Origin of the sequence: Bacillus sp. FSL H8-0534, assembly GCF_038005885.1 — a bacterium.
Taxonomy (GTDB): Bacteria; Bacillota; Bacilli; order Bacillales; family Bacillaceae_G; genus Bacillus_A; species Bacillus_A pseudomycoides.
This window is the reverse complement of the sequence record NZ_JBBOUC010000001.1, coordinates 4,249,304-4,273,069: the sequence shown is the minus strand read 5'-3', so window position 1 is coordinate 4,273,069 and position 23,766 is coordinate 4,249,304. Positions and strand designations below refer to the sequence as shown.

Genomic DNA, 23,766 nt, shown 5'->3' with positions numbered 1-23,766 from the left:
CCTACATGAATCCTATTATTTGTGAAATGTTTCACATATTTATGTGTGAAGTATTATTTCATGATTTTACTATACACGAAATATTTTTAATTGTGTGTGTCTAATTTGTGAAAAGTTTCACAAATTGTATTTAAAAAAAACACTGCCTTTTTAGCAGTGCTTTTTTATTATGCTAATGCTTGGGCTAAATCTTCAATTAAATCTTCGCCATCTTCAATACCGACAGAAATACGAATTAATGTATCTGTAATTCCTAGCTCTTTACGACGATCTGCTGGAATAGATGCATGTGTCATTTGAGCTGGAATAGAAATTAAGCTTTCTACTGCTCCTAAACTTTCAGCAAGCGTAAAATACTGCAGTTTCTCAAGTACTTTATTTAGCGTTTTTGCACTATCTACATCGAATGAAATAATTGCACCGTATCCATTCGCTTGTTCAGTTGCTAATGCATGATTCGGATGTGATTCAAGGCCTGGATAGTATACTTTATTAACTTTTGGATGATTATTTAAAAACTCAGCAATCGCGCGTGAATTTATTTCATGTTCTTCCATACGAATTCCTAATGTTTTTAAACCACGAAGTAACAAGAAGCTATCTTGTGGTCCAAGAATACCACCTGTTGAGTTTTGAACGAAATGAAGGTCTTCTGCTAATTGCGCGCTATTAACAACAACTAATCCGGCAACAACATCGCTATGTCCACCTAAATATTTCGTTGCACTGTGAAGTACAATATCTGCTCCTAAAGAAATTGGTGACTGCCAGTATGGCGTCATGAATGTATTATCAATAATTGTTAATAGACCTTTTTCCTTTGCAAATGTAGAAATTTGCTTAATATCTGTAATTTTTAATAATGGATTTGTTGGTGTTTCTACATAAATTGCCTTTGTATTTGGACGTACTGCTTCTGCTACTTCATCTAAATTTGTTGTATCTACAAATGTATGTTCAATACCGAAACGATTCAATACTTTTGTAATCACACGATATGTTCCGCCATATACGTCATCTGTTAAAATGACATGATCTCCTTTTGAGAATAACATAATAGTTGCTGTAATAGCAGCCATTCCTGAACCAAATGCAAATCCTGCATGACCGTTTTCTAATACGGCAATCATTTCTTCTAATGCTGAACGCGTTGGATTACCTGTACGTGAATATTCGTATCCTTGATGTTTACCAACTGCTTCTTGTTTGTACGTACTTGTTTGATAAATCGGTACGTTTACAGATCCAGTTGAAGGTTCTCCTATGCGAATACCATGAATTAACTTTGTTTTTGCTCTCATTTTTTATTCCCACCCTTTGTATATATCTTTACTTAAATAACGCTCACTGCTATCTGGAAAAATCGTTATAATATTTGTACCTGGTTTTGCCTTTTCAGCCTCTAATAGGCTCGCATGAAATGCTGCTCCTGAAGAACTACCAACAAGAAGACCTTCTTTCTGCGCTAATTCTTTCACACGTCTGAATGCATTTCGATCAGAAATGGTATGAATTTTATCGAAATATGATAATTTTAAAAATGGCGGAATAAATTCAAGACCGATTCCTTCTGTTTCATGTGAACCTGCTTCACCACCATTTAAAATAGATCCTTCTGGTTCTACAATCACCGTTTTAATTTCACAATTTTGTTCTTTTAAATAGGAGGCAGTTCCCATAAATGTACCGCCAGTACCTGCACCTGCTACGAATATGTTAATCTCTCCATCCAACGCTTCCCACAGCTCTGGGCCTAATGTTTTGAAATAGGCACGTGGATTTGCATCATTTGCAAATTGACTTGGAGAGTATGAATTTGGAATTTCTTTTACTAATTCTTTCGCCTTCGCAATTGCGCCTGTCATTCCTTGTTCAGTTGGCGTATGCACAACTGTTGCACCAAGTGCTTTCATCAGCTCTTGCTTTTCAATACTGAATTTTTCTGGAACACAAACAATTACATGTAAATCATGCTCTAGTGCTGCGAGTGCCAGTCCAATGCCAGTATTCCCTGCCGTCGGTTCAATAATTGTTCCCCCTGGCTTTACAAGTCCTTTTGCTAGTGCATCTTCAATCAATTCTCTTCCTAAGCGATCTTTCACGCTTCCACCTGGATTATAAAATTCAAGCTTTGCAAATAAACGAACGCCCTCTGGAAGTGAAAAACGAGTAATTTCTACAATCGGTGTATGACCGATTAATTCATGAACTCCACGATACACCTTCATCGTGTTCTCCTCCTTATTTGCCAATAAAGAAAAGGCAACTGTATGTATCTTCTTTATATGAGACAGTTGCCTTTTTGTTACATTACTTTAACTCTTCTAACACTTTTACAATAAAGTTTGTAGAATGGAGAGCTGCTTGATCTAAAAATTGATCAAATGAAACGTTTGATTCTTTACCAGCAATATCAGAAAGTGCACGAATAATTACAAATGGTACTTTGTATTGATGACATACTTGCGCAACCGCTGCTGCTTCCATTTCTACTGCGTAAAGATTTTCAAATTTATCACGGATTGCTGCAACTCGGTTTGGATCACTCATAAATGAATCCCCTGTTGCAATCATTCCTTTCACAACTTGAATGTTCTCTTCGGATTTCATACATTTCTCAGCTAATGCTATTAGTGCTTCATCCGCTTTAAATCCTGGTGGCATCCCTGGCACTTGACCATATTCGTAATCAAATGCAGTTACATCCACGTCATGATGGCGAACTTCTGTTGAGATGACAACATCCCCAACATTTAAAGATTGATGGAATCCACCAGCTGAGCCTGTATTAATTACTTTTTCAGGTTGGTATCTCTCTAATAAAATTGTCGTCGACATAGCCGCATTTACTTTACCAATACCAGACTTTAACAAGATTACTTCATGTCCTGCTAATGTTCCTTTCGTAAATTCACAACCTGCAACGGTTTCTGTTTCTGCTTGTTCTAATTTGTCACGTAAAATACGTACTTCTTCTTCCATTGCTCCAATTACAGCAATTCTCAATCTAATCCCTCTTTCTATTGCTTAGTTGCCTCCATTACCCAAACGAAATGATTTAATCTCGTAAATGTTACATGGAAGCCATTGTTTTCAAAAATAGATTGCATGATCGGAATACGTGTATAGTATTCTGTTTGCAAATCGTTTGCTAACTGATGAAAACCTCTTTGTTTTGCAGTTTCAACAGTTTTATCATACGCTTCTTGATCTGCAAATATCGTATCAGCAAACACTATTTTACCACCTTTATGAAGCAATTGACTATACTTCGCAATTGCTACATCTTTTTCTTCATCTGTTAGATGATGAAACGCATAAGTGCTTACAATTGTATCAATAGAATCGGGAACATCAAAAGAAAGAAAATCTCCCTCTGTAATTGAAAATCCTTCTGGTAGCTTTTTCTTTGCGATTGTACGCATTTCACGTGACGGCTCTATCCCGTAAACAGTATGGCCAACAAGTAATAATTTATTTGTTAAATTACCAGTGCCAACACCAAATTCTAATACATTTCCAAATGATTTATTTACTACATCCTCTAAAATCTCCTCATAACGAGCGAAAACTTCTTTATATTGTATATCTTCGCCTTGTACGAATGAATCGTACGTATGAGCCCACTCATCAAATAAACCGTTAAATTCTGTACCCATATAAAATTCCCCTTTTTCTTATCGGTTTTATCAGTATGATATGCTTTCTTTACGAAAATGTCAATTGAAACGGAAATGGTATTTCCTTCTTTTCTTTGTTACACTTAACTTGATTATATGGAGAGGAGCGTTTTTTGTGTCATTTACGTTTGAAATGCTGGAAGATAAAGTAGAATTTTTTGAAGCACCAAACTTAGTTTCCTTAGAAAAGAAAATTAACGAACAAATTGACAATAACAAAGCACTTATGCTGGAAGTTCATCATATTTCTCATCAAATGGTTATGGATCCCGAGAGCAAAAGACCTTATTACAGCGCAGTTGTTCATTTTAAATTAAAAAAATTACGCTAACTAAAAAAGAGAGCGGTTCTAAGAACCTCTCTCTTTTTTAGTTTAGAGTTTGAACAAGTGCTGGTTTCCAACCCTCATTTTCTACCCAATCAATATTTACATAATATCTTTTACCAGTTTGTTTATCTTGAACATTACCGTACGCTTTTTGCTTACCGTTATTCCCAATGCGGTGAATAACCAATTGTTCCACTGGAACTTCGATTGCAGCGGAAATTGCTTGTTTCATCTCATTCCAATCTGCTGATCCTTGTTGAAATGTCATTGCCGGTGTTGCACCTTGCGTTGTACCAACTGGCTTCCAAGAAGGTTTCGTATAAGCATCTGTTGCTTTAGGCTGTGTTTTTTCAGCTGGGGTCTTTTCATTTGCTTTTGCTTCTTCCTCAGCTTTTTGTTTCTCTTCGTCCTCTTTTTTCTTCGCTGCTGCTTGCTCTTGTTTCTTAGCTTCTTCTTTCTCTTTCGTTTTCTCAGCTTTATTATCTTTCGTTGTTTGCTGAGATACTTTCTTGTCTGGAGAAGATGCTTGCTCTGTTGTATCAGAAGTAAAGAATACTTGATACGCTACAACAAGTACTGCTAATAACACAATAGCAATTGCAATATTTAAAACACCGTTTTGACGACGTTTTTGTTGTTTCTGTTGGAATCTAGATCCTCCTGCCATTCTTCAAACCTCCATGCAGTTTTTCCTACTTGCTATTGTAACACTAAATCTTAAAAGGTTGAATAACTACAGTAATTTTTTCACGAAATGAAAACATTTGATAATAAATTGCAAGATTACCTTCTACTTTCCAAGTGAGCAATCTCTTCTACAAATTCTTTAAAAATCGGTGTTACAGTATTTTGTTCATTATTCGTTTCTAAGTCAACAACTACTAACGCATATCTTGGGTTTTCATACGGGAAGTAACCCGCAAACCAACGATTTACACTATTTCCTTTTCCTGTTTGTGCCGTCCCAGATTTTCCGGCAACAGATAGCGGTAATGACTGAAAAGTAGTACCTGTTCCTTTCTCCATCGTTACTACTTTTCTTAATAGTGATTGCACTTGTTTCACTGTATGATAAGAGAGTTGTCGCCCCTCCAATTTATGATCTTCAAAATGAAAAAATCTTGTGCCATTTTTGTACCGTATTTCTTTTACAGCTTTTACTTCTTTCTTCTCTCCATTTCTTGCAATCGTCGCCATCATATTTGCAACAGCTAAAGGGGATATTCTTACATCCTTTTGCCCAATCGCCGTTTGGGCGATTGCTTTGTGACTCATCTTAGTTTCTTCTTCATTCCAAACAATTGCTTTTTTCTCTTCTATCAACTGTTTAAACCCAGACGTATGAAACACTTGCCCTTTCCATCCTACCTTCTCACTCGCTCCTAGCGCTTCTAAATACGTTTCCATTACATGTTTATCCTTTTGCATCAATTCATCACCAAGCACAGCAAATGTCCTGTTACAACTCCTAGCAAAGCTCTCTGTGAAGCTTAATTTCCCCATCATAACCTGCGGAGTATTTTCGCCATACGGATCTGTATCACAGTTAAACATACGATGAGATTGAATTATATCATTATCAATTGCCGCGGCCGCTACAACTGTTTTAAAAATAGAACCAGGAAAATGAGGCGTTAGCATTTGGTTTTCCATCGTTTTTTGATACGTACGCTTATCATTCGTCTGTAAAGATAGTTTACTCACCATTGCTAAAATTTCACTCTTCTTCACATCAAGTAGTACTAATCCACCGTTTTTTATTCCATGCATTTGCACAAGCTCTTCTGCTTTTTGTTGCAAAGACTTTTCTATCGTTGTTTGAATCGTAACTGGATAAAAAGGATTTCCAGGAGATGTATATTTTGCACGTTTCCCAAAAATCGGTTCGCCCTGTCTGTCTACTTGATACAACACTTTCGTTTCACCATCAGTCATTAAAAATTCATCAAATGATTGTTGAAGTCCTGAAATACCAATCGGTGTTTGAATAGGGAACCTCTTCATTTCCCCGTATCGCTTTTGAAATTCATTCTCGTTTTCTCCTACTGCACCAATTAAATGTTCTGCTTCTGGTATTTGTTTCACCCTTACTTCAGTTGCAACCATGCCTAACATATCCGCACGATTAATCTTTTCCACCTGTTCTTTCGTTAATTGAAACGGTTTATCACCTCTTTGAAATATAAATGGTTTTCGTTTGTCTTTCATTTGCAGATTTATGTCTTGTCCCGGCACACTAATGATATGCGCAATTTTCTCTAACATGTCATTTTTTATTTGTAGAAATGGAAAAATAATTAACACTGAATACTTTTCTTCACCAAGTTCTACTCCATTTCGATCAATAAAACGTCCCCTACCATCATCCACTGTAACTGCTTGTGTACGCTGGGTAACACTCTTTTCAATTAAATTTATATGTTTATCTGTAAATGATTCAGTAGATATAAGCTGTATTTGTACCAATCTTCCAAGCAATAGCAACATGATGCATGTAAAGCATAATAAGGTGATGATAATTCTCCGTTTGATTTTCATAAAAAACACCTCGTCTTTTCAGTTTAGACGAGGTGTCATTCCTTTTATACAGAACGAAATATTATTAGAGTTTGTATTTTTCTTGTATGATTGAATGATTTTTATAAATCTTTTGGCTGCTTTAGAAATTTCATAAGAATTGACCTAAAACTCTCTTCATCTATTCCTGAATTTTTTGCAACCTCAATTGTAGTAGTTGTTACTTGAGCTGCTGCTTTTAAATAATCCGGTTGTAAAGCTTGCATTTCACTTCTTTTTTCTTTTGCATTCTCAACCGTTACAGAATCAATACATGCGATCATCTTGTCTACGATCTTTAAATATTCATTTTCTGCGTTAATTAACTTTTGAATTTCATCTTTATTACTTACTTTAGATTGATTTAAGTAAGTATACGCTTGATTCACTTCATCTTTAAAAAGTTTATCATTATTCTTTGCCTGTTCTTGTAACATATTCTTCATATCATCTATTGTCTTCTGATCCATTGTATCCTGTAACAAATATTCTGGATTACCAATCGCATAATCATACTTAATCGTCACATCCTGAAACATTCTCATTACAATAGCTAACTGATACTCTAGAGCAAAGTCTTCGAATTTCTGTTCCTTTTTATCCTTATCTAATTCCGTGTTCCCCTTTGTATTCGGTGTGCTGTTTGAAGACGAAGTTGCTGCATCATCCTTTTTTTCTTCTTGTTTCGGTTTCGATTCGTTTGATGCACTTGTTTTCTCACTAGATCCACATGCCGCTAATCCTGTCATCATAACGCCACAAGTGAGTGCTGCAAATAATTTCTTTTTCATGAACTGTCCCTCTTCCTTATCCCTTTTAAACTCTCTTCACACTTCAAAACATAAAAGTATAAAATTCCTCACTTATAATATCAGAATTAAAGCTCTTACATCGTCATATTATGTCGAATAAAGTGAAAACTCCCTTAAGGATCCTTTCTCTTTTATCGCTCAAACCAAACTATCATGGACGATTATATAGCACTTTTCACTCAGAATCTTGAGAGCAATGGGATAATAAAAGAGAAAAAATAAAAAAGGTTCACCCATATGAGTGAACCTTTTTTATTATTTTACAGAGATAATCTCTACTTGCATTTCTCCGCCTGGCGTTTGGATTGCTACCTTTTCACCAATTTGCTTACCTAATAAGCTTTTTGCGATTGGAGAATCGTTAGAAATTCTTCCTTCAAATGGATCAGCTTCTGCGCTACCAACGATTGTGTAAGCTTCTTCATCTCCATCTGGTAATTCTTTGAATACTACAGTTTTACCTAATGTTACAACTGTAGACTCTTCGCCATTATCTTCAATGATAACTGCGTTACGAATCATATTTTCTAGTTGTGTAATACGTCCTTCTACGAATGCTTGCTCATCTTTCGCTGCATCGTACTCCGAGTTCTCAGAAAGATCACCGAAGCTACGTGCGATTTTAATACGCTCTACAACTTCTTTACGTCTTACTGTTTTTAATTGCTCAATTTCGTTTTCTAATTTTTGTTTACCCTCTTGCGTCATAGGGTATGTTTTTTCTGTTGCCATGTTTTCCACTCCTTTTATATACCAATCCCCCGAAAAAAAGAGGAGTTCAATATGAAAACTCCTCCGCTTTATCCTATAGCGGAGGTTTCTAGTACACATGTACTAGCGGAGTTGTCACATACAACCCCGTATTTTCCAATTCTTCCTCATATAAAGAAGATATGTATGGAAAGTTCATATAAATATGCCCTCACCTATAGATAGATGAGGTTGGCATGTTTCATTGTATTCGATAGGAAGGGAAAAAATCCCTTCCTATCGTATATCTTTTACTATGCTATTACAAATTCACTTTTTGTTCAAGAATTGTTGCAATTTTTGTGACCATAATATCGATTGCAACATGATTTTGTCCACCTTCTGGAATAATTATATCCGCAAATTTCTTAGAAGGCTCAATAAATTGGTTGTGCATTGGACGTACAACATTTACATACTGCTCAACAACAGAGTCCATTGTACGGCCACGCTCTTTAATATCACGTTGCATGCGACGTAAAATACGAAGGTCAGCATCCGTATCAACAAACACCTTAATATCCATTAAATCACAAAGACGCGGGTCTTCTAAGATAAGAATCCCTTCTAAAATAATTACATCTTTCGGTTCTACTGGAATAATTTCTTCTGAGCGTGTATGCAATGTATAATCATATACGGGTTTCTCAACCGGCTTATATGCAAGCAACTGATGTAAGTGCTCAATTAATAAGTCATTATCAAACGCTAATGGATGATCGTAATTTGTTTTTAAACGCTCTTCCATTGGCAGATGACTTTGGTCTTTGTAATAATAATCTTGCTCCAAAATTAAAATGGAATGACCTTGAAATTGATCAAAAATTGCTTTTGTTACACTTGTTTTACCTGATCCTGAACCACCAGCGATTCCAATTACAACCGGCTTATTCGTCCCCATTCAACTACCACTCTTTCTTATTGATGTATGCTTTTTCGCATCATATTATTCACATACACTGGTTGATCCACTTTGAATTTCACGATTTGCAACGGATGTCTCGCTGCATCTAATTCGTTTCCATCCTCATCCCAAATTTTCTCCACCGTTTGTGTAAAGTTTTCTATTTCTGGCCCAAAGAACTCAACCTCATGCCCTGGTTTGAAGTAGTTACGTTGTTCGATTGTGACAATGCCTGTTTCTTCATTATAATCTAACACTAAACCAGCAAAATCATACGTTGTTTTCTTACTATGATTTCCATACATTTGTTCTTGGTATCCTGGAACTCCTTCAAAGAATGCAGGCGCTGTATCACGATTTGCACATTTATCGAGCTCATCTAACCATTCTTGTTTAAACTCAAAGTTATCAGGATCCGCGCAATATGCATCAATTACTTTGCGATACACAGTTGCTACTGTTGCTACGTAGTGAATAGATTTCATGCGTCCTTCAATCTTCAAGCTGTCAATTCCAATTTCAATCATTTTCGGAATTGAAAGGATCAAGTTTAAGTCTTTTGGACTCATTGCAAAGTGTGCATCGCCTTCTTGGAATAAAGGAAGCTCTTCTGCTTCTTTATGTTGTGATACTGCTTGAACTAGGTCATAATCCCAACGACATGATTGACAACAACCGCCACGGTTTGAGTCACGTGCTGTCATATGGTTACTTAATGTACATCTTCCAGAGTATGCAATGCACATTGCCCCATGGACGAACGCTTCAATTTCAATATCAACGTTTTCTTTAATTTCCTTCATTTCTTCATAGCCGACTTCACGAGCTAATACAAGACGATGCAAGCCTTCTTCTTTCCAATACTGCGCTGCTTTCCAGTTGGATAGAGACTGTTGTGTACTTAAATGTACTTCAACAGAAGGAGCTACACGTTTACACGTCTCGATAATAAGCGGGTCTGCAACAATAATACCTGTTACACCAGCTTTTTCAATCCCTCTTAAATAATCTTCTAATCCATCCATATTTTCATTATGTGCAAAGATATTTGTTGTTACATATATTTTTGCGCCATATTTCTTTGCAAATTCTACGCCTTCTGCCATTTCTTCTAGCGTAAAGTTCCCTGCATTTGAACGCAGACCAAATTCCTGTCCACCTAAATATACAGCATCTGCACCGTAATGAATAGCTACTTTTAATTTCTCTAAATTACCTGCAGGGATTAACAATTCAGGTTTTTTCACAATAACGCGTTTTCCATCGATTACTCGTGAAATTTCTTGTACAGTCATATCCTACACCCTCCTCGTTTAGTAAACCGTTTCTTTAAAGAAGAATCCTGTATCTAACGGACGATTTACTGGTTGAATTTCTTCTATCTCTTTATATAAATCGTCTTTCATGTCATAATACGCATCGCGATCTTCTACACATAAATCAATAGCTTTACGATATTTCTTTGTCACTTGGATAATGTATTCAGAGCTTTTTAACACACCATCAATTTTCAAGCTATCGATTTCAGCATCGATAAGTTCATCTAACTCATCAATGAAACAAATATCATTCGGACTCATAATATGAGTACCATTTTCGTCCTCATAAATCGGATACTTGTTATTACGCTCTGGATCATGTAAAAACATATTTTCTTCATACTTTTTCTTTTCAATCTCCAGATTACGATCTTGATATTCAAAATAGTTTCCAACTAATGAACGCTTTGATTGGAACATGCATGTCATACCGTGAATTTGTACTTCTACTTCAACTTCAGCGTTTTCTTTTAATTCAACAATTTCATCTAAGCTCAATTCACGTGCAAGCACAGCACGTTTTGCACCTTTACGGCCCCAATAGTTACATGTGAACCAGTTCGTTGCTGTCGTTTCTGTATTCCAATGCATTTGCATGTTTGGTGCTACTTCACGCACAGTCATTAATACTGCAGGATCTCCAAAGACGATTGCATCTACCTGTACTTCTTGCAGGAATGCAACGTAGCCTTTTAATTCTTCTACTTTGTCGTTATGGAACATAGCGTTCATCGCTACGTATACTTTCATACCATTTTCATGTGCAATGTTTACAGCTTGTTTCACATCATCACGCGCGAACTCCCCTGCTAAACGTAAGCCAAACTTTTGCTCACCGATCATTACTGCACTTGCCCCTGCTTTTGCAAGAGGTTCAATGTCCGCCACCGCTCTTGGCGTTACTAACAATTCAGGTTTTTTCATACTGTTGTCACCCTCTCTTTTTACTCACGGCTACTCCATCACCAATCGGAAAAATAGTTGTATCATATCCTTCATGGTTCATTAGCCATTCATTGTACGTCTTAATACGACGAATCAAACCACGCGTACGTCTATTTTCAATTTTTTCTTTTGTCGTTACAAGTCCATGGTACATAACATTATCTGAAATAATGACACCCCCCGGATTTAATAACGGTTCATATAAGTCAAAAAAGCGACGATATTGTCCTTTTGCGGCATCAATAAAAATAACATCAAATGTTCCATGTTCATTCACTTGTTCACCTGTTTCTAATGCATCACCATAAATAACGGAAATACGCTCTTTTACAGAAGAACGCTCTATATATTCAAGTGCTTTTTCATATCGATCGCTATTTCGTTCTACTGTCACAATGCGAGAATTAGGGATAGCTTGCATCATACGAATACTGGAGTAACCAATTGCTGTTCCGAGCTCTAAGATGCTTTTTGGCCCAATTAAACGTAAAAATTGCAACATAAACTCCATTCCAAGACGATCCATAATTGGCACATGATGTTCACCTGCGTACTGTTCCATTTCAAGAATAAGTTTATCTTTTGGATCAATAAATGATAATAGGTACTCGTTAACTGCATCCTCCATAAATGGTCCTCCTTATTTACATGGAGAAGTGCCTCTATGACGTGTCAGTTTCTATCTTTTCACACATAGAATGCAATAAAAATACAAGCCAGCTTCACCCTTAGCTTGTACGTCCCGTTTTGATATTAAAAACGATTCTTCTGCCAGTTTTTAACCCGATATATTTTATCATAAAAAAGAGGGATATGCGACCCTTTTCGCTCTCCCTCCTATTTTCATTTCTTTTGTGTAATATATTTTTGTTTTAATGCATTATGTTCTTCTAACGTTTTTGCATAATACACTTCACCACTTGGTGCTGCTAAGAAATAGTAATAATCTGTTTGTGCAGGTTCTAACGCTGCTTGTACTGAATGCTTGCCAGAATTCGCAATTGGTCCAACAGGTAATCCTTTTATAACATACGTATTATACGGTGAATTTACTTTTAAATCCTCATATAATACACGTTCTTTATGCTTTCCAAGCGCATATAATACTGTCGGATCTGTTTGTAACGGCATCCCTTTTGCTAAACGATTATAAAAGACGCTAGAGATCTTTTGACGATCTGTAAACCCTGTCGCCTCTTCCTCAATTAAAGAAGATAATGTTAAAAGCTGGTGAACGTCCAGCTGCTTTTCTTTCATTTTCGCCTCATTTTGAACAATTAATGCATTCGTTTTTTCAAGCATTGACGTCACAATTTCTTCCAATGTTGTATCTTTTTTATAGAAAGAATATGTCGCTGGGTATAAGTAGCCTTCTAACGGATATTTAATATTGGCATCAAAAATTTTATTTGTTAATAATATCGGATATTTTTGCTGCATTTTTTGAATAAAAGCCTTATCGTTTAATTGGCGCACAACATCATCTTTATTCCATTTCAGTTCCTTTGCAATTATATCTGCGATTTCAACAACTTGTGCACCTTCTTTAATCGTCAATTTATAAGCAACTGGACGATGGACATTACCCGATGACATTTGTTCCATTACATCATCTACATTCATTGACGAATTTAACAAATATGTACCTGCCTGCAAATTTTTAGATTTAGCTTTTGCATAGAAGCTAAATACTGTACCGTTTTTAATAGCGCCTTTTTCTTCTAAAATCTCTCCGATTTTACTTGTAGATGAACCTTTTGGAATCTCTACTTCAATTTCTTTTTTATTCCCGCTATCAACTGGTTTTAACGCAGATGAAATATACGCATAGACTGACACGCAGACCACAAGTAGTGCAATAACCACTATTAAAAGTGTGTGTCTACGCTTCTTCTTCACTTGATTCTCTATCAAAGTTCTTCCTCCTTATTCCATTGTAGACCATATGTACATCCTCTATACAATGCCCTACAAACCCAAAGCAAAGCTCATTCATTTGCAGATAGTTTTTTATTTTATACAATCCGTCTCATTATACTACAAACAATTATGTAGTTTCGACAAAAAATCTGTCATTTTGCACGAGAATACAAAAAAAGATGGACTGCATGTACAGCCCATCTTCTTCACCTGAATTACGCTTCGCCCTCTTCTTCTTCAGCAAGTGTGTTAAACATTTCTTGTACCATTTCCCACTCTTCTTCAGATTCGATTGGAAGTAATGTTCCACCTGACTCTTCTTCGTTTTGTTCGAAAGCCATTGCATCATAAATTTGTTCGCCATCTTCGTCAACTTCACCAATCGGAGAAAAGACTACATAAGATTTTTTCCCAAATTTTTCAGCATCGAAAGTGAAAATAATTTCACATAAATGCTCGTTACCTTTTTCGTCTACAATTGTAATTTGATTTTCTTCCATTCTGGTCACCTCTTATTTACTATCTAAATATCCTTGCAAAATCACGACTGCAGCCATCTTATCGATCACTTGCTTTCGCTTCTTTCGACTTACATCAGCCGAAATAAGAAGACGTTCCGCTGCCATCGTTGACAGACGCTCGTCCCACATCATGACGTCTAATTGTAACAGTTCACGTAAGGATTGTGCAAATTGCTGGCAAGCCTCACCACGTGGTCCGATTGTACCATTCATGTTCTTTGGCAATCCTACTATTATCTTGTCCACATTGTACTGTTTTACTAACTCAGAAATACGATCAAAACCAAATTGACCTCGTTCTTCGTTAATTTTAATCGTTTCTAAACCTTGTGCTGTCCAGCCCATTTCGTCACTAATCGCAACGCCGACTGTTTTTGTACCAACATCTAAACCTAATATCCGCATAAACTACTCCTCACGATGTTGTTTCAAATAAGACTTCACAAGCTCTTCAATCAATTCATCACGTTCTAACTTGCGAATAATGCTTCGTGCATCTTTATGACGAGGTATGTATGCTGGGTCTCCACTTAATAAATAACCGACGATTTGGTTAATCGGATTATAGCCTTTTTCTTGAAGTGCATCATACACAGTTAAAAGTACATCGTTTACATGGACACTCTGTTTTTCATCTTGAAAGTTAAACTTCATTGTTTTATCAAAACCGTCCATTTTAAGCACCTCACTTATAAGTAGTAAGTATAGGGAGAAGAATCTCTCCTCTCCCTACTATTGTACACTACTATCTCTTTATTTTGAAACAGATTTAACGTACTCTTCTACAAATGCAAGTGCATCATCCACTTGCGCTGGGTTTTTACCACCTGCTTGAGCCATGTCAGGACGGCCGCCACCGCCACCGCCGCAGCGAGAAGCAACTTCTTTCACAAGTTTACCTGCATGGTAACCTTGATTGATTAAATCTTTCGTTACACCTGCTAGAATATTTACTTTATCCTCATTTACAGCTGCTAATACAACGACTGCAGACTCTAATTTATTTTTCAGGTCATCCATCATTGTACGTAAGTTATTCATATCTGCAACATTTACTTTTGTTGCTAATACATTTACTCCATCCACTGTAACAACTGAATCTGTTAAGTTTCCAGCTTCAATGTTACTTAATTTTGCAGCAAGAGATTCATTCTCTTTTTGAAGTTGTTTCACTTCAGTAAATAGACCGTCTACTCTTGTTAAAATATCTTTCGGATTTGTTTTCATTTTGCCTGCAGCTTCTTTTAATAAACTTACTTGATCGTTCATTAATTCGTATGCAGATTTACCAGTCACTGCCTCAATACGACGAGTTCCAGCACCGATACCAGACTCAGCAACAATTTTGAAAATACCGATAGATGCTGTGTTATCAACGTGACAACCACCGCAAAGTTCTAAGCTATAATCGCCTACTTGGACAACGCGTACAACATCTCCGTATTTTTCACCGAATAATGCCATTGCACCCATTTCTTTTGCTTCTTCAATTGCTTTTTGAGAAATCTCAACATCAATACTTTCCCAAATTTTTTCGTTTACAATACGCTCAATTTTTTCTAATTCGTCAGCTTGTACTTGACCGAAGTGAGAGAAGTCAAAGCGTAGACGTTCTGATGTTACAAGAGAACCAGCTTGGTTAACATGTGTTCCAAGTACATCTTTTAATGCTTGGTGTAAAATATGCGTTGCTGTATGGTTTTTCACAACACTGCTACGGTTCTTCGTATCAATAATAGCTTTTACAGCTGATTCTTTTGTTAACGTTCCTTCTTCCACAACTATTTTGTGTAAGCTTTGACCATTTGGTGCTTTTTGTACGTCTTTTACAAGAACTTTCACACCGTCAGCAAGAAGGTAACCGCGGTCTGCGATTTGTCCGCCACTCTCAGCATAGAATGGTGTTACATCAAGCATTAATTGTCCTTCTTCGCCTGCTTGTAAGCTATCTGTGTACTCGCCATTTTTCACAAGTGCAACAACATTACTTTCTGTCGCAACTGTACCATAACCAACGAATTCACTCGCTACTTTAATTTCTCCAAGTACGCCGCCTTGAACTTGCATAGAATCAACGTCTTGACGAGCTGCACGTGCACGTTCACGTTGTTTTTCCATCTCTGCTTCAAAACCTGTATGATCAACCGTCATACCAGCTTCTTCTGCATATTCTTCTGTTAATTCAATTGGGAAACCATATGTGTCATATAGACGGAACGCATCTACTCCAGAAATAGCAGTCGTTTTTTCTTCTTTTGCTTTTGCAATAACCTCTGCTAAAATTGCTTCTCCATCATGAAGTGTTTCATGGAAACGCTCTTCTTCATTTTTCACAACTTTTGCAATAAAGTCTTTCTTTTCAAGAACTTCTGGATAGAAGTCTTTCATTACTTCGCCAACAACCGGTACTAATTCAAACATGAATGGACGGTTAATGTTTAATTTCTTCGCATAACGTACAGCACGGCGTAATAAACGACGTAATACATAGCCACGGCCTTCGTTAGAAGGAAGAGCTCCATCACCAACAGCAAATGTTACTGTACGGATATGGTCTGCAATTACTTTAAACGCCATATCTTTTTCTACATCGCCACCGCGATATTTCTCACCAGAAATTGATTCTGTTGCACCAATCATTGGCATAAATAGGTCTGTATCAAAGTTTGTAGGTACATCTTGAACGATAGATGTCATACGCTCTAGACCCATCCCTGTATCGATGTTTTTCTTTGGAAGTGGCGTATATGAGCCATCCGGATTATGGTTAAATTGAGAGAATACAAGGTTCCATACTTCTAAGTAACGTTCGTTTTCTCCACCCGGATACAACTCAGGATCGCTAAAATCGTTACCGTAAGCTTCACCGCGGTCATAGAAAATTTCTGTGTTCGGTCCACTTGGTCCTTCACCAATATCCCAGAAGTTTTCTTCTAAACGAATGATGCGCTCTTTCGGAACACCCATTTTCTCATTCCAAATTGTAAATGCTTCTTCATCTTCTGGATGGATTGTTACAGATAGTAACTCTTTATCGAATCCAATCCATTTGTCGCTCGTTAAAAATTCCCAAGCCCATGTAATTGCTTCTTCTTTAAAGTAGTCACCAATTGAGAAGTTTCCTAACATTTCAAAGAATGTATGGTGACGAGCTGTTTTCCCAACGTTTTCAATATCGTTTGTACGAATTGATTTTTGCGCATTTGTAATACGTGGGTTTTGCGGGATTACACGACCATCAAAGTATTTCTTTAATGTCGCTACACCACTGTTGATCCATAAAAGAGATGGATCCTCATGCGGAACTAATGATGCACTTGGTTCAATTGCATGCCCTTTTTCCTCGAAAAAGTCTAAAAACATTTGACGAATTTGTGCTCCTGTTAACTGTTTCATCTATATTTCCTCCTTTAAGAAATTTCATAAAAACAAAAAACTCCCGTCCCTATAAAAGGGACGAGAGTTAACTCGCGATACCACCCTAATTATGAACCGATTTATACATTCTCGATTCATCACCTCATGGTGCCGTAACGTGGCAAGACGGCAGGGATTAGCTGCTCTCAGGATTAGCGTTCTGTCACCCTTCATTTAAAACTTCTTTCAGCCGATGGAAGTTTCTCTCTAAAAATGGACTGTGACATACTCGTTCCGTCATCAATTTAAAATCATATGCTATATGCCAAAATTGTAGCGAATCCGTTTCCATTTGTCAATGTTTCCAGAGTGGCTTTATATGAACAATGACGGTTCGAATCACCGCCAAAATAGGAACTGCTATTAAAAGACCGACGATTCCACCTATTTCTCCCCCAATCAGAAGAGCAAGCATAATAATAACAGGATGCATACGTAACGACTTCCCAACAATATATGGGGAGAGAATGTTACTTTCAACAAATTGTAAAATGGCAAGTGCAATGCCCGCTTTAATAAAAAGGTTCGTGGATACGGTTGCCGCAATCATCAACGTCGGAATCGCTCCTAAAATTGGTCCAAAGTAAGGAATAATATCGGTAACTCCAACAATAATGCCTAATAACAGTGGGTACTTCATCGCAATAAACCAAAATGAAAGAGCGGACACTCCTCCTAAAACTAAACAAACAAATAATTGCCCTCGAATATAACTTCCAAGTGACTTATCGATCTCCTTCGCCAATACTTGTCCTGTACTACGCCATTTACTCGGAACAAGCTTCCAAAAAACGTGATAAAACTCTCCATAGTCTTTTAATATGTAAAATACAATGAAAGGAATCAAGAAAATGATGAGTAATGAATCCAGTACACCACGTGCTGTACTCATCACCTTATTTAAAAGTGCTTGTATCTTCATCTCAATGCCGACAAATATTTGCTTTACTTTCTCATGAATAAACGATGGGAAATTGTCTGTCTGTTCTGTCACACCGTCCATCCAAGAATCATACATTTTCATAAACTGCGGGAATTGCTTATTGATTTCTTGTAGCTGCGCAATCACAACCGGTGTCCCTTTATAAATTCCATAACCGAGACCACCAAAAAAGAGAATATAAATAAGCAAAATCGCAAGTGTACGTGGCATTCCCTCTTTATATAATTTTTCAATTAAAGGATGCAGTAAATACGCGATGAAACAAGCAATTAAAAATGGTGTAATTGCTACTTTAAACACGAATATGATTGGCGCCCATAGTGGTTTAATTTTTAAAAAGACGAGCAAACATAAAAACACTAATAACAATAACCCTAATCGATAGATCCAAATAATTTTAAGATTCTTCAAGCGAAAAACCTCCTCCATCCTTATTTTGAAAAGAAATAGAGAAGGTTATGTGTAAAACTTTTAAAAAATTACTGGACTAAAATATTTCCATACAGACCATACTGTTTTTAAAAAAACTTACATATATTTAACATCATACGGACAAGCACTTAGGTCAGCTCGCAAATATGTGAGGAGGAATAAAATGGTTTGGCTTATGTTAATTCTTTCAACACTTTTCATGATACTAGAATGGATCTGCATTGGCTTTGGTATTTGGAAGGGACTCTTCACGCGTTCAACACGAAAAGAACGTGCGAAACAGCTGTGGTATTACGGAGTTCTTGGTATTGGATGTTACGGACTTTCTTATCTTTTTTCTAAAATTGGACTTTTTTATTTATATACGAGCACATGAAAAAACTCCCTGAGAATGAAGGGAGTTTTTCACTTTATAGAAATGATTATAAATAAGACTTAATCATTTTGCGTGCTCTTTTCATATTACGTTTGGAAAACACATCTTGTTTACGTGCATATTGATATGCCGCAGCTCCAATACCTAATGCGATTAATGAATTGCGTACGTTCAAAGTAAATCCCCCTTTTTGACTATCCGATGGTTCGTTCATTCTCATCAAATAAATCATCAAGAGAACTAAGCGATCCATCTTCTTCTACTTGATGCGTATGGATTTTCCCCTTTGAAACCGATAATTCAATATAACAATTCCAGCAATAAAATTGGTTGACACCTATTTTTCCAATGTCTTTCCCTTTGCAATTTGGACAACTGAACATATGGCTTTCATCTCCTTACAGTCTCCCAGATTCTATTCGCCATTATGTCCAAACTGCACTCATTTATACATACTAGAACTGCCTTACACTTTCAAAATAACGCTCTCTATATTGAAAGTTTCACTATATAATTTCACCTTGCTACATAAAATCATACGGTGAAATGTTTTCCACATCCATCTCCTGGCCATCAATCGTAACCATTTGCACTTCCCCTTTTGATTCCTGCAAGCGACCAGCTAACGTTGTTTGCCGCATGGAATCATCAAGACGATTCACACCAGATTGAAAGGCTGATTCTTCTCCGCAAATAATTAGAAACTTTTTACTTCTCGTAATACCTGTATAAATTAAATTACGGCGTAACATGCGGTAATAACTCTTTACAATCGGCATAATTACAATTGGAAATTCACTTCCTTGTGACTTATGAATTGAACAACAATACGCATGTGTAATTTGATTTAAATCTGGCTTTATATACGTTACTTCAATCCCATCGAACGAAACAACAACCATATCTTGTTTCTCCACATTTTCCTTTGCATAAAATACAGAAACAATTTCTCCAATGTCACCATTAAACACTTGGCTTTCTGGTTGATTTACGAGCTGCAATACTTTATCACCCGTTCGATACACAACATCACCGTAGGCAATTTCTCTACTCTTTTCTTTCTTCGGATTAAATACTTCTTGGAGTGCCTCATTTAGCACATTAATACCTGCCGGACCGCGATACATAGGCGCTAACACTTGGACATCTCTTGCATTAAACCCTTTCGTCTTCGCGTTTTCACATACTTGTTTTACAACCTCAACAATTTGAGCACCTGAGCAACCAATAAACGAACGATCTTTTTTATTTTGTGCTAAGTCTGGTGGCAGCGTACCATTTTTTATCGCATGGGCAAGCTGAATAACGGATGACCCTTCTGCTTGACGGTAAATCTCTGTTAACTTCACTGTCGGAATTGCACCAGCATCTAATAAATCTTTCAACACTTGTCCAGGCCCTACAGAAGGTAATTGATCTTCATCACCTACAACAATTACTTGAATGTTTGTTGGTAATGATTTAAACAATTGATTCGCGAGCCAAATATCAACCATTGAAAACTCATCAATGATAAGTAACTTTCCTTGTACAGGGTCCGTTTCATTACGCTGGAAAGATCCTTCTGGCGTCCAACCAAGTAAGCGGTGAATCGTACAAGCAGGAAGCCCTGTTGACTCACTCATCCGCTTCGCAGCGCGGCCTGTCGGAGCTGTTAACAGAATCGGAAACGGATTATCATCACTGTAATCTTGCGGGCTTAATGATAAACCATGCAAGGAAGCATACATTTCGACAATTCCTTTAATAACGGTCGTCTTCCCTGTACCAGGTCCGCCGGTTAATAACATCATCGGCTTATGAAGCGCAGTTTGAATTGCCTCTTGTTGAAGCGGCGCATACTGTACTTTTAGCTGCTCTTCAATTTTCCCTAACGTTAATAATACTTCCGCTTCAGGAAACGAAGGCGTCTCTTCTTGGTTCATGAGACGGCGGATTGATTTGACAACGCCCTTTTCGGAATAGAATAACGAAGCTAAATAAATGCGGTCTTCTTCTATAATGATTTTCCCTTCACCTTGCATCATTTCAACGCATTGCAAAATATCTTCTTCCGTCACATTACCCTCTTGATTATTTAAAAGCGATACGGTTTCTCGAACTAGTTGACCCTTTTCCATAAACACATGACCTTCTTGGAGCGAAACATTTTCTAACGTATAGAAACATCCTGCTCTCACACGATCATTATGGTTACCAGATATCCCTAGCGCTCGTCCTATATCGTCAGCTCTTCCAAAACCGATGCCATCGACTTCTTCAATCAACTGATATGGATTATTTCGAATCACTTCAAGCGTCATTTCTTTATACTGCTGATAAATCTTAATCGAGAGCTTCGTTCCAAAACCATAACCATTTAAAAAGCTCATGACCTTTTCAAGCCCTTGGTGTTCAATAATTGTGTCATAAATTTCTTGCGCTTTCTGCTTGTTTACAACACCTTCTAATGCAGCAGGGTCGTCCATAATTTTAGAAATCGCATGTTCTCCGAGATGATCAACAATCTTTTCTGCTGTTCGCTTCCCAATTCCTTTAAATAAATCACTCGCTAAATATTGCACCATACCTGTTTTTGTTTGAGGTAATTCTTTTTTAAATGTTTCAACTAAGTATTGCTTTCCGTACTTTGGGTGGTCTTTAAAGTGACCTGTCAATGTAAATACTTCATCTTCATGCATACGGGGAAAGTGACCGTTGATCATCACTTTTTTTTCGTCGTATGTTTCATTTGTTTCAATGATTTTCATACTGACAACGGAATAGAGGTTTTCTTCGTTGTGGAAAATGGTATGAAGAACTTGTGCTTTTATAAATTTTTGCTCTTCCTCAAACAAATCCATTGCATGTTGATTTCCCATGTTTCCTCTCCTTTCCGATTTCTCTCACTCTAACGAGCAGTAAAGCCCCCACCTCTCTACTTATCATTAGATGAGGGGTAACTGCGCGTTAAGGTACGATTTCTATTCGGCTTCTTGCTCTAATAAACGAATGCCATTCCCTGCTAAAAAGTGATCTGGTTGAATTTCAGTCGCCTTCTTAAATAAAGCAAGTGCTTTCTCATTATTTTCCTCAAACACGTACGCAACACCTAAATTATAGTACGCATCTGCATGTTCTTCATCCATTTGTAAAACCTTTTCAAAATAAGGTTTCGCTTCCTGAATATGTTCTAGTCGCGCAAAGCATAATCCGCATTGGAATACCGCTTCTACATCTGCCCTATCTAATTCAGTTGCTCTTTGTAAAAATGGCAGTGCAAGACGATCATTTCCAAGCTGTACATACGTAATCCCTAGCATAAATGTCACATCAGCTGATTGTAATCCAGCTTGCATTGCTTGCTCAAATGCAGCTTTTGCTTCTGTAAATTGCTCTTGTCCATAATATATGCTTCCAAGTCCATAATAGGCAGTAGCTAATTTCCCATCTAGTTCTAATGCGCGTTTATAAAATAAAATCGCACGTTCGCTATCTCCTAACACATCTAATAAATTCGCAAAGTTAATGTATCCAAGTGCATCTTTCGGATTTTCTTCAATTGCCTCTGTAAAATTTTTAGCTGCTTCTTCCCAGTTTCCTTCTTGCATATATTGAATGCCTGCTTCAAGCTTATTTGACATGTTCTTCACCTCTACAACAAATTATAACAAATAATCTATTTTCCAAGCGAACAAAAATTCGCTGTTATGAAAAAGAAACCTCTAACCGCTAATCGGCAGAGGCTTCTCGTTTTTCATCCTAAATAGTCTAGTTTCTTACCACTACGGTATACTTCATCAATTGTAGCACCGCCTAAGCATTCATCTCCATCATAGAAAACAACTGCTTGTCCTGGCGTAATCGCACGAATTGGTTCATCGCAAAGAATACGAACTGTATTATCATCAACGATTTGAACCGTTACCTTGTTATCCTCTTGACGATAACGGAATTTCGCTGTGCACTTAAATTCCTTTTCTTTCGCTCTGTTACTTACCCAACCTATATTCGTAGCAATGACTTCATCACCATATAAAAGCTCATTGTGGAATCCTTGATCAACATATAAAATATTTTCTTTCAAGTTTTTCCCAACAGCGAACCAAGGATCACCATTACCACCAATACCAAGACCATGACGTTGTCCAATTGTATAGTACATTAAACCGTCATGTTTCCCTTTCACTTCGCCAGATAGTGTTTGCATCACACCTGGCTGAGCTGGTAAGTAGTTACTTAAGAAATCTTTAAAGTTACGCTCACCAATAAAGCAGATACCTGTACTATCTTTTTTCGTCGCTGTTGCTAAACCAGCTTCTTTTGCCATTTCACGAATTTGTGGTTTCTTTAATTCGCCTAACGGGAACATTGTTTTTGATAGTTGCTCTTGGCTTAATTGATTCAAGAAATATGTTTGATCCTTATTATCATCAACACCGCGTAGCATTTTATATTCGCCATCGATATAAGCAACACGTGCATAATGACCTGTCGCTACATAATCGGCACCAAGCGCAATCGCATGTTCTAAAAAGGCTTTAAATTTAATTTCTTTGTTACACATTACATCTGGGTTTGGCGTACGACCAGCTCGGTACTCATCTAAAAAGTACGTAAATACTTTATCCCAATATTGTTTTTCAAAGTTTACTGCATAATAGGGGATACCGATTTGATTGCACACTTCGATTACATCATTGTAATCTTCCGTTGCTGTACAGAAACCATTCTCGTCTGTATCATCCCAGTTTTTCATAAAAATCCCGATTACATCATAACCTTGCTCTTTTAATAAAAGAGCTGCTACAGATGAATCGACGCCACCGGACATCCCAATGACAACGCGCGTTTCGTGAGGTAGTTTGTTCATCATGTCACCTC

Annotated in this window: 25 protein-coding genes and 1 other annotated feature; of the genes, 2 read left to right on the top strand and 23 right to left on the bottom strand. The window is 37.1% G+C overall.

Going from position 1 to position 23,766, the window contains the following annotated elements:
* Positions 1-167: 167 nt before the first annotated feature.
* The 4 genes from MHH71_RS21690 to MHH71_RS21675 form a co-directional block, all read right to left on the bottom strand.
* Positions 168-1,301: a bifunctional cystathionine gamma-lyase/homocysteine desulfhydrase gene (locus MHH71_RS21690; RefSeq protein WP_006096053.1), complete on the bottom strand. Its 1,134-nt coding sequence runs from the start codon at positions 1,299-1,301 to the stop codon at positions 168-170.
* Positions 1,302-1,304: 3 nt separating this feature from the next.
* A complete protein-coding gene (locus tag MHH71_RS21685; RefSeq protein ID WP_006096052.1) occupies positions 1,305-2,228 on the bottom strand; it encodes an O-acetylserine dependent cystathionine beta-synthase in 924 nt (307 codons plus the stop codon).
* 82 nt (positions 2,229-2,310) lie between these two features.
* Positions 2,311-3,006: a 5'-methylthioadenosine/S-adenosylhomocysteine nucleosidase gene (mtnN, locus tag MHH71_RS21680; protein ID WP_003200530.1), complete on the bottom strand. Its 696-nt coding sequence runs from the start codon at positions 3,004-3,006 to the stop codon at positions 2,311-2,313.
* A 14-nt stretch (positions 3,007-3,020) separates the two neighbouring features.
* Entirely contained in the window at positions 3,021-3,659 is a 639-nt protein-coding gene (locus tag MHH71_RS21675) for a class I SAM-dependent methyltransferase (RefSeq protein WP_006096051.1), read from the bottom strand.
* Between the two features lie 136 nt (positions 3,660-3,795).
* On the opposite strand from MHH71_RS21675, the gene MHH71_RS21670 reads away from it, so the two are divergent.
* Positions 3,796-4,011: a YrzA family protein gene (locus MHH71_RS21670; protein ID WP_000010988.1), complete on the top strand. Its 216-nt coding sequence runs from the start codon at positions 3,796-3,798 to the stop codon at positions 4,009-4,011.
* Between the two features lie 37 nt (positions 4,012-4,048).
* On the opposite strand, the gene MHH71_RS21665 is transcribed toward MHH71_RS21670, so the two are convergent.
* The 14 genes from MHH71_RS21665 to MHH71_RS21600 all read right to left on the bottom strand — a co-directional run bounded on the left by MHH71_RS21665 (position 4,049) and on the right by MHH71_RS21600 (position 18,524).
* Entirely contained in the window at positions 4,049-4,675 is a 627-nt protein-coding gene (locus MHH71_RS21665) for a YrrS family protein (RefSeq protein ID WP_006096049.1), read from the bottom strand.
* A gap of 116 nt (positions 4,676-4,791) precedes the next feature.
* On the bottom strand, positions 4,792-6,546 hold the full coding sequence (locus MHH71_RS21660; RefSeq protein WP_033799117.1) for a peptidoglycan D,D-transpeptidase FtsI family protein: 1,755 nt from the start codon (positions 6,544-6,546) through the stop codon (positions 4,792-4,794).
* A gap of 101 nt (positions 6,547-6,647) precedes the next feature.
* Positions 6,648-7,355, bottom strand: a complete 708-nt coding sequence (locus MHH71_RS21655) for a hypothetical protein (protein ID WP_006096047.1) — start codon at positions 7,353-7,355, stop codon at positions 6,648-6,650.
* Between the two features lie 276 nt (positions 7,356-7,631).
* Complete coding sequence (greA, locus tag MHH71_RS21650; protein ID WP_003208577.1) at positions 7,632-8,108, bottom strand: transcription elongation factor GreA; 477 nt, start codon at positions 8,106-8,108, stop codon at positions 7,632-7,634.
* A 280-nt stretch (positions 8,109-8,388) separates the two neighbouring features.
* Positions 8,389-9,027: a uridine kinase gene (gene udk, locus MHH71_RS21645; RefSeq protein WP_003200515.1), complete on the bottom strand. Its 639-nt coding sequence runs from the start codon at positions 9,025-9,027 to the stop codon at positions 8,389-8,391.
* 17 nt (positions 9,028-9,044) lie between these two features.
* The gene (locus tag MHH71_RS21640; protein ID WP_003200513.1) at positions 9,045-10,325 is read right to left on the bottom strand and encodes a peptidase U32 family protein; all 1,281 of its coding nucleotides are present in this window, start codon (positions 10,323-10,325) and stop codon (positions 9,045-9,047) included.
* An 18-nt stretch (positions 10,326-10,343) separates the two neighbouring features.
* Positions 10,344-11,273 (bottom strand): peptidase U32 family protein, encoded by a 930-nt coding sequence (locus MHH71_RS21635; protein WP_006096046.1) that lies wholly within the window; start codon positions 11,271-11,273, stop codon positions 10,344-10,346.
* 7 nt (positions 11,274-11,280) lie between these two features.
* Positions 11,281-11,922, bottom strand: coding sequence for an O-methyltransferase (locus MHH71_RS21630; RefSeq protein WP_003200510.1), 642 nt, complete (start codon positions 11,920-11,922; stop codon positions 11,281-11,283).
* Positions 11,923-12,137: 215 nt separating this feature from the next.
* Positions 12,138-13,208 carry an endolytic transglycosylase MltG gene (mltG, locus tag MHH71_RS21625; protein ID WP_018765887.1) on the bottom strand — a complete coding sequence of 357 codons (1,071 nt, stop codon included), beginning with the start codon at positions 13,206-13,208 and terminating at the stop codon, positions 12,138-12,140.
* 221 nt (positions 13,209-13,429) lie between these two features.
* Positions 13,430-13,714, bottom strand: coding sequence for a DUF1292 domain-containing protein (locus MHH71_RS21620; RefSeq protein WP_003200504.1), 285 nt, complete (start codon positions 13,712-13,714; stop codon positions 13,430-13,432).
* 12 nt (positions 13,715-13,726) lie between these two features.
* On the bottom strand, positions 13,727-14,140 hold the full coding sequence (gene ruvX / locus MHH71_RS21615) for a Holliday junction resolvase RuvX (protein WP_003200502.1): 414 nt from the start codon (positions 14,138-14,140) through the stop codon (positions 13,727-13,729).
* 3 nt (positions 14,141-14,143) lie between these two features.
* Positions 14,144-14,410, bottom strand: a complete 267-nt coding sequence (locus MHH71_RS21610; RefSeq protein ID WP_000348589.1) for an IreB family regulatory phosphoprotein — start codon at positions 14,408-14,410, stop codon at positions 14,144-14,146.
* Between the two features lie 78 nt (positions 14,411-14,488).
* Entirely contained in the window at positions 14,489-17,131 is a 2,643-nt protein-coding gene (alaS, locus tag MHH71_RS21605; protein ID WP_003200499.1) for an alanine--tRNA ligase, read from the bottom strand.
* A gap of 53 nt (positions 17,132-17,184) precedes the next feature.
* Positions 17,185-17,402: a binding site (T-box leader), on the bottom strand.
* Positions 17,403-17,447: 45 nt separating this feature from the next.
* Entirely contained in the window at positions 17,448-18,524 is a 1,077-nt protein-coding gene (locus tag MHH71_RS21600) for an AI-2E family transporter (protein WP_170959234.1), read from the bottom strand.
* 166 nt (positions 18,525-18,690) lie between these two features.
* Between MHH71_RS21600 and MHH71_RS21595 the strand changes: the two genes are divergently transcribed.
* Entirely contained in the window at positions 18,691-18,903 is a 213-nt protein-coding gene (locus tag MHH71_RS21595; protein WP_018782989.1) for a hypothetical protein, read from the top strand.
* Between the two features lie 46 nt (positions 18,904-18,949).
* Here MHH71_RS21595 and MHH71_RS21590 read toward each other — a convergent pair whose 3' ends face one another.
* From MHH71_RS21590 to mnmA, 5 genes are all read right to left on the bottom strand, one after another.
* Positions 18,950-19,078 (bottom strand): YrzQ family protein, encoded by a 129-nt coding sequence (locus tag MHH71_RS21590; RefSeq protein ID WP_001102898.1) that lies wholly within the window; start codon positions 19,076-19,078, stop codon positions 18,950-18,952.
* A gap of 19 nt (positions 19,079-19,097) precedes the next feature.
* A complete protein-coding gene (locus MHH71_RS21585; protein WP_000490499.1) occupies positions 19,098-19,286 on the bottom strand; it encodes a hypothetical protein in 189 nt (62 codons plus the stop codon).
* 141 nt (positions 19,287-19,427) lie between these two features.
* Entirely contained in the window at positions 19,428-21,764 is a 2,337-nt protein-coding gene (gene recD2, locus MHH71_RS21580) for an SF1B family DNA helicase RecD2 (RefSeq protein WP_006096043.1), read from the bottom strand.
* A gap of 102 nt (positions 21,765-21,866) precedes the next feature.
* On the bottom strand, positions 21,867-22,526 hold the full coding sequence (locus MHH71_RS21575) for a tetratricopeptide repeat protein (RefSeq protein ID WP_006096042.1): 660 nt from the start codon (positions 22,524-22,526) through the stop codon (positions 21,867-21,869).
* A 113-nt stretch (positions 22,527-22,639) separates the two neighbouring features.
* The gene (gene mnmA, locus MHH71_RS21570; RefSeq protein ID WP_018782988.1) at positions 22,640-23,755 is read right to left on the bottom strand and encodes a tRNA 2-thiouridine(34) synthase MnmA; all 1,116 of its coding nucleotides are present in this window, start codon (positions 23,753-23,755) and stop codon (positions 22,640-22,642) included.
* Between the last annotated feature and the right edge of the window lie 11 nt (positions 23,756-23,766).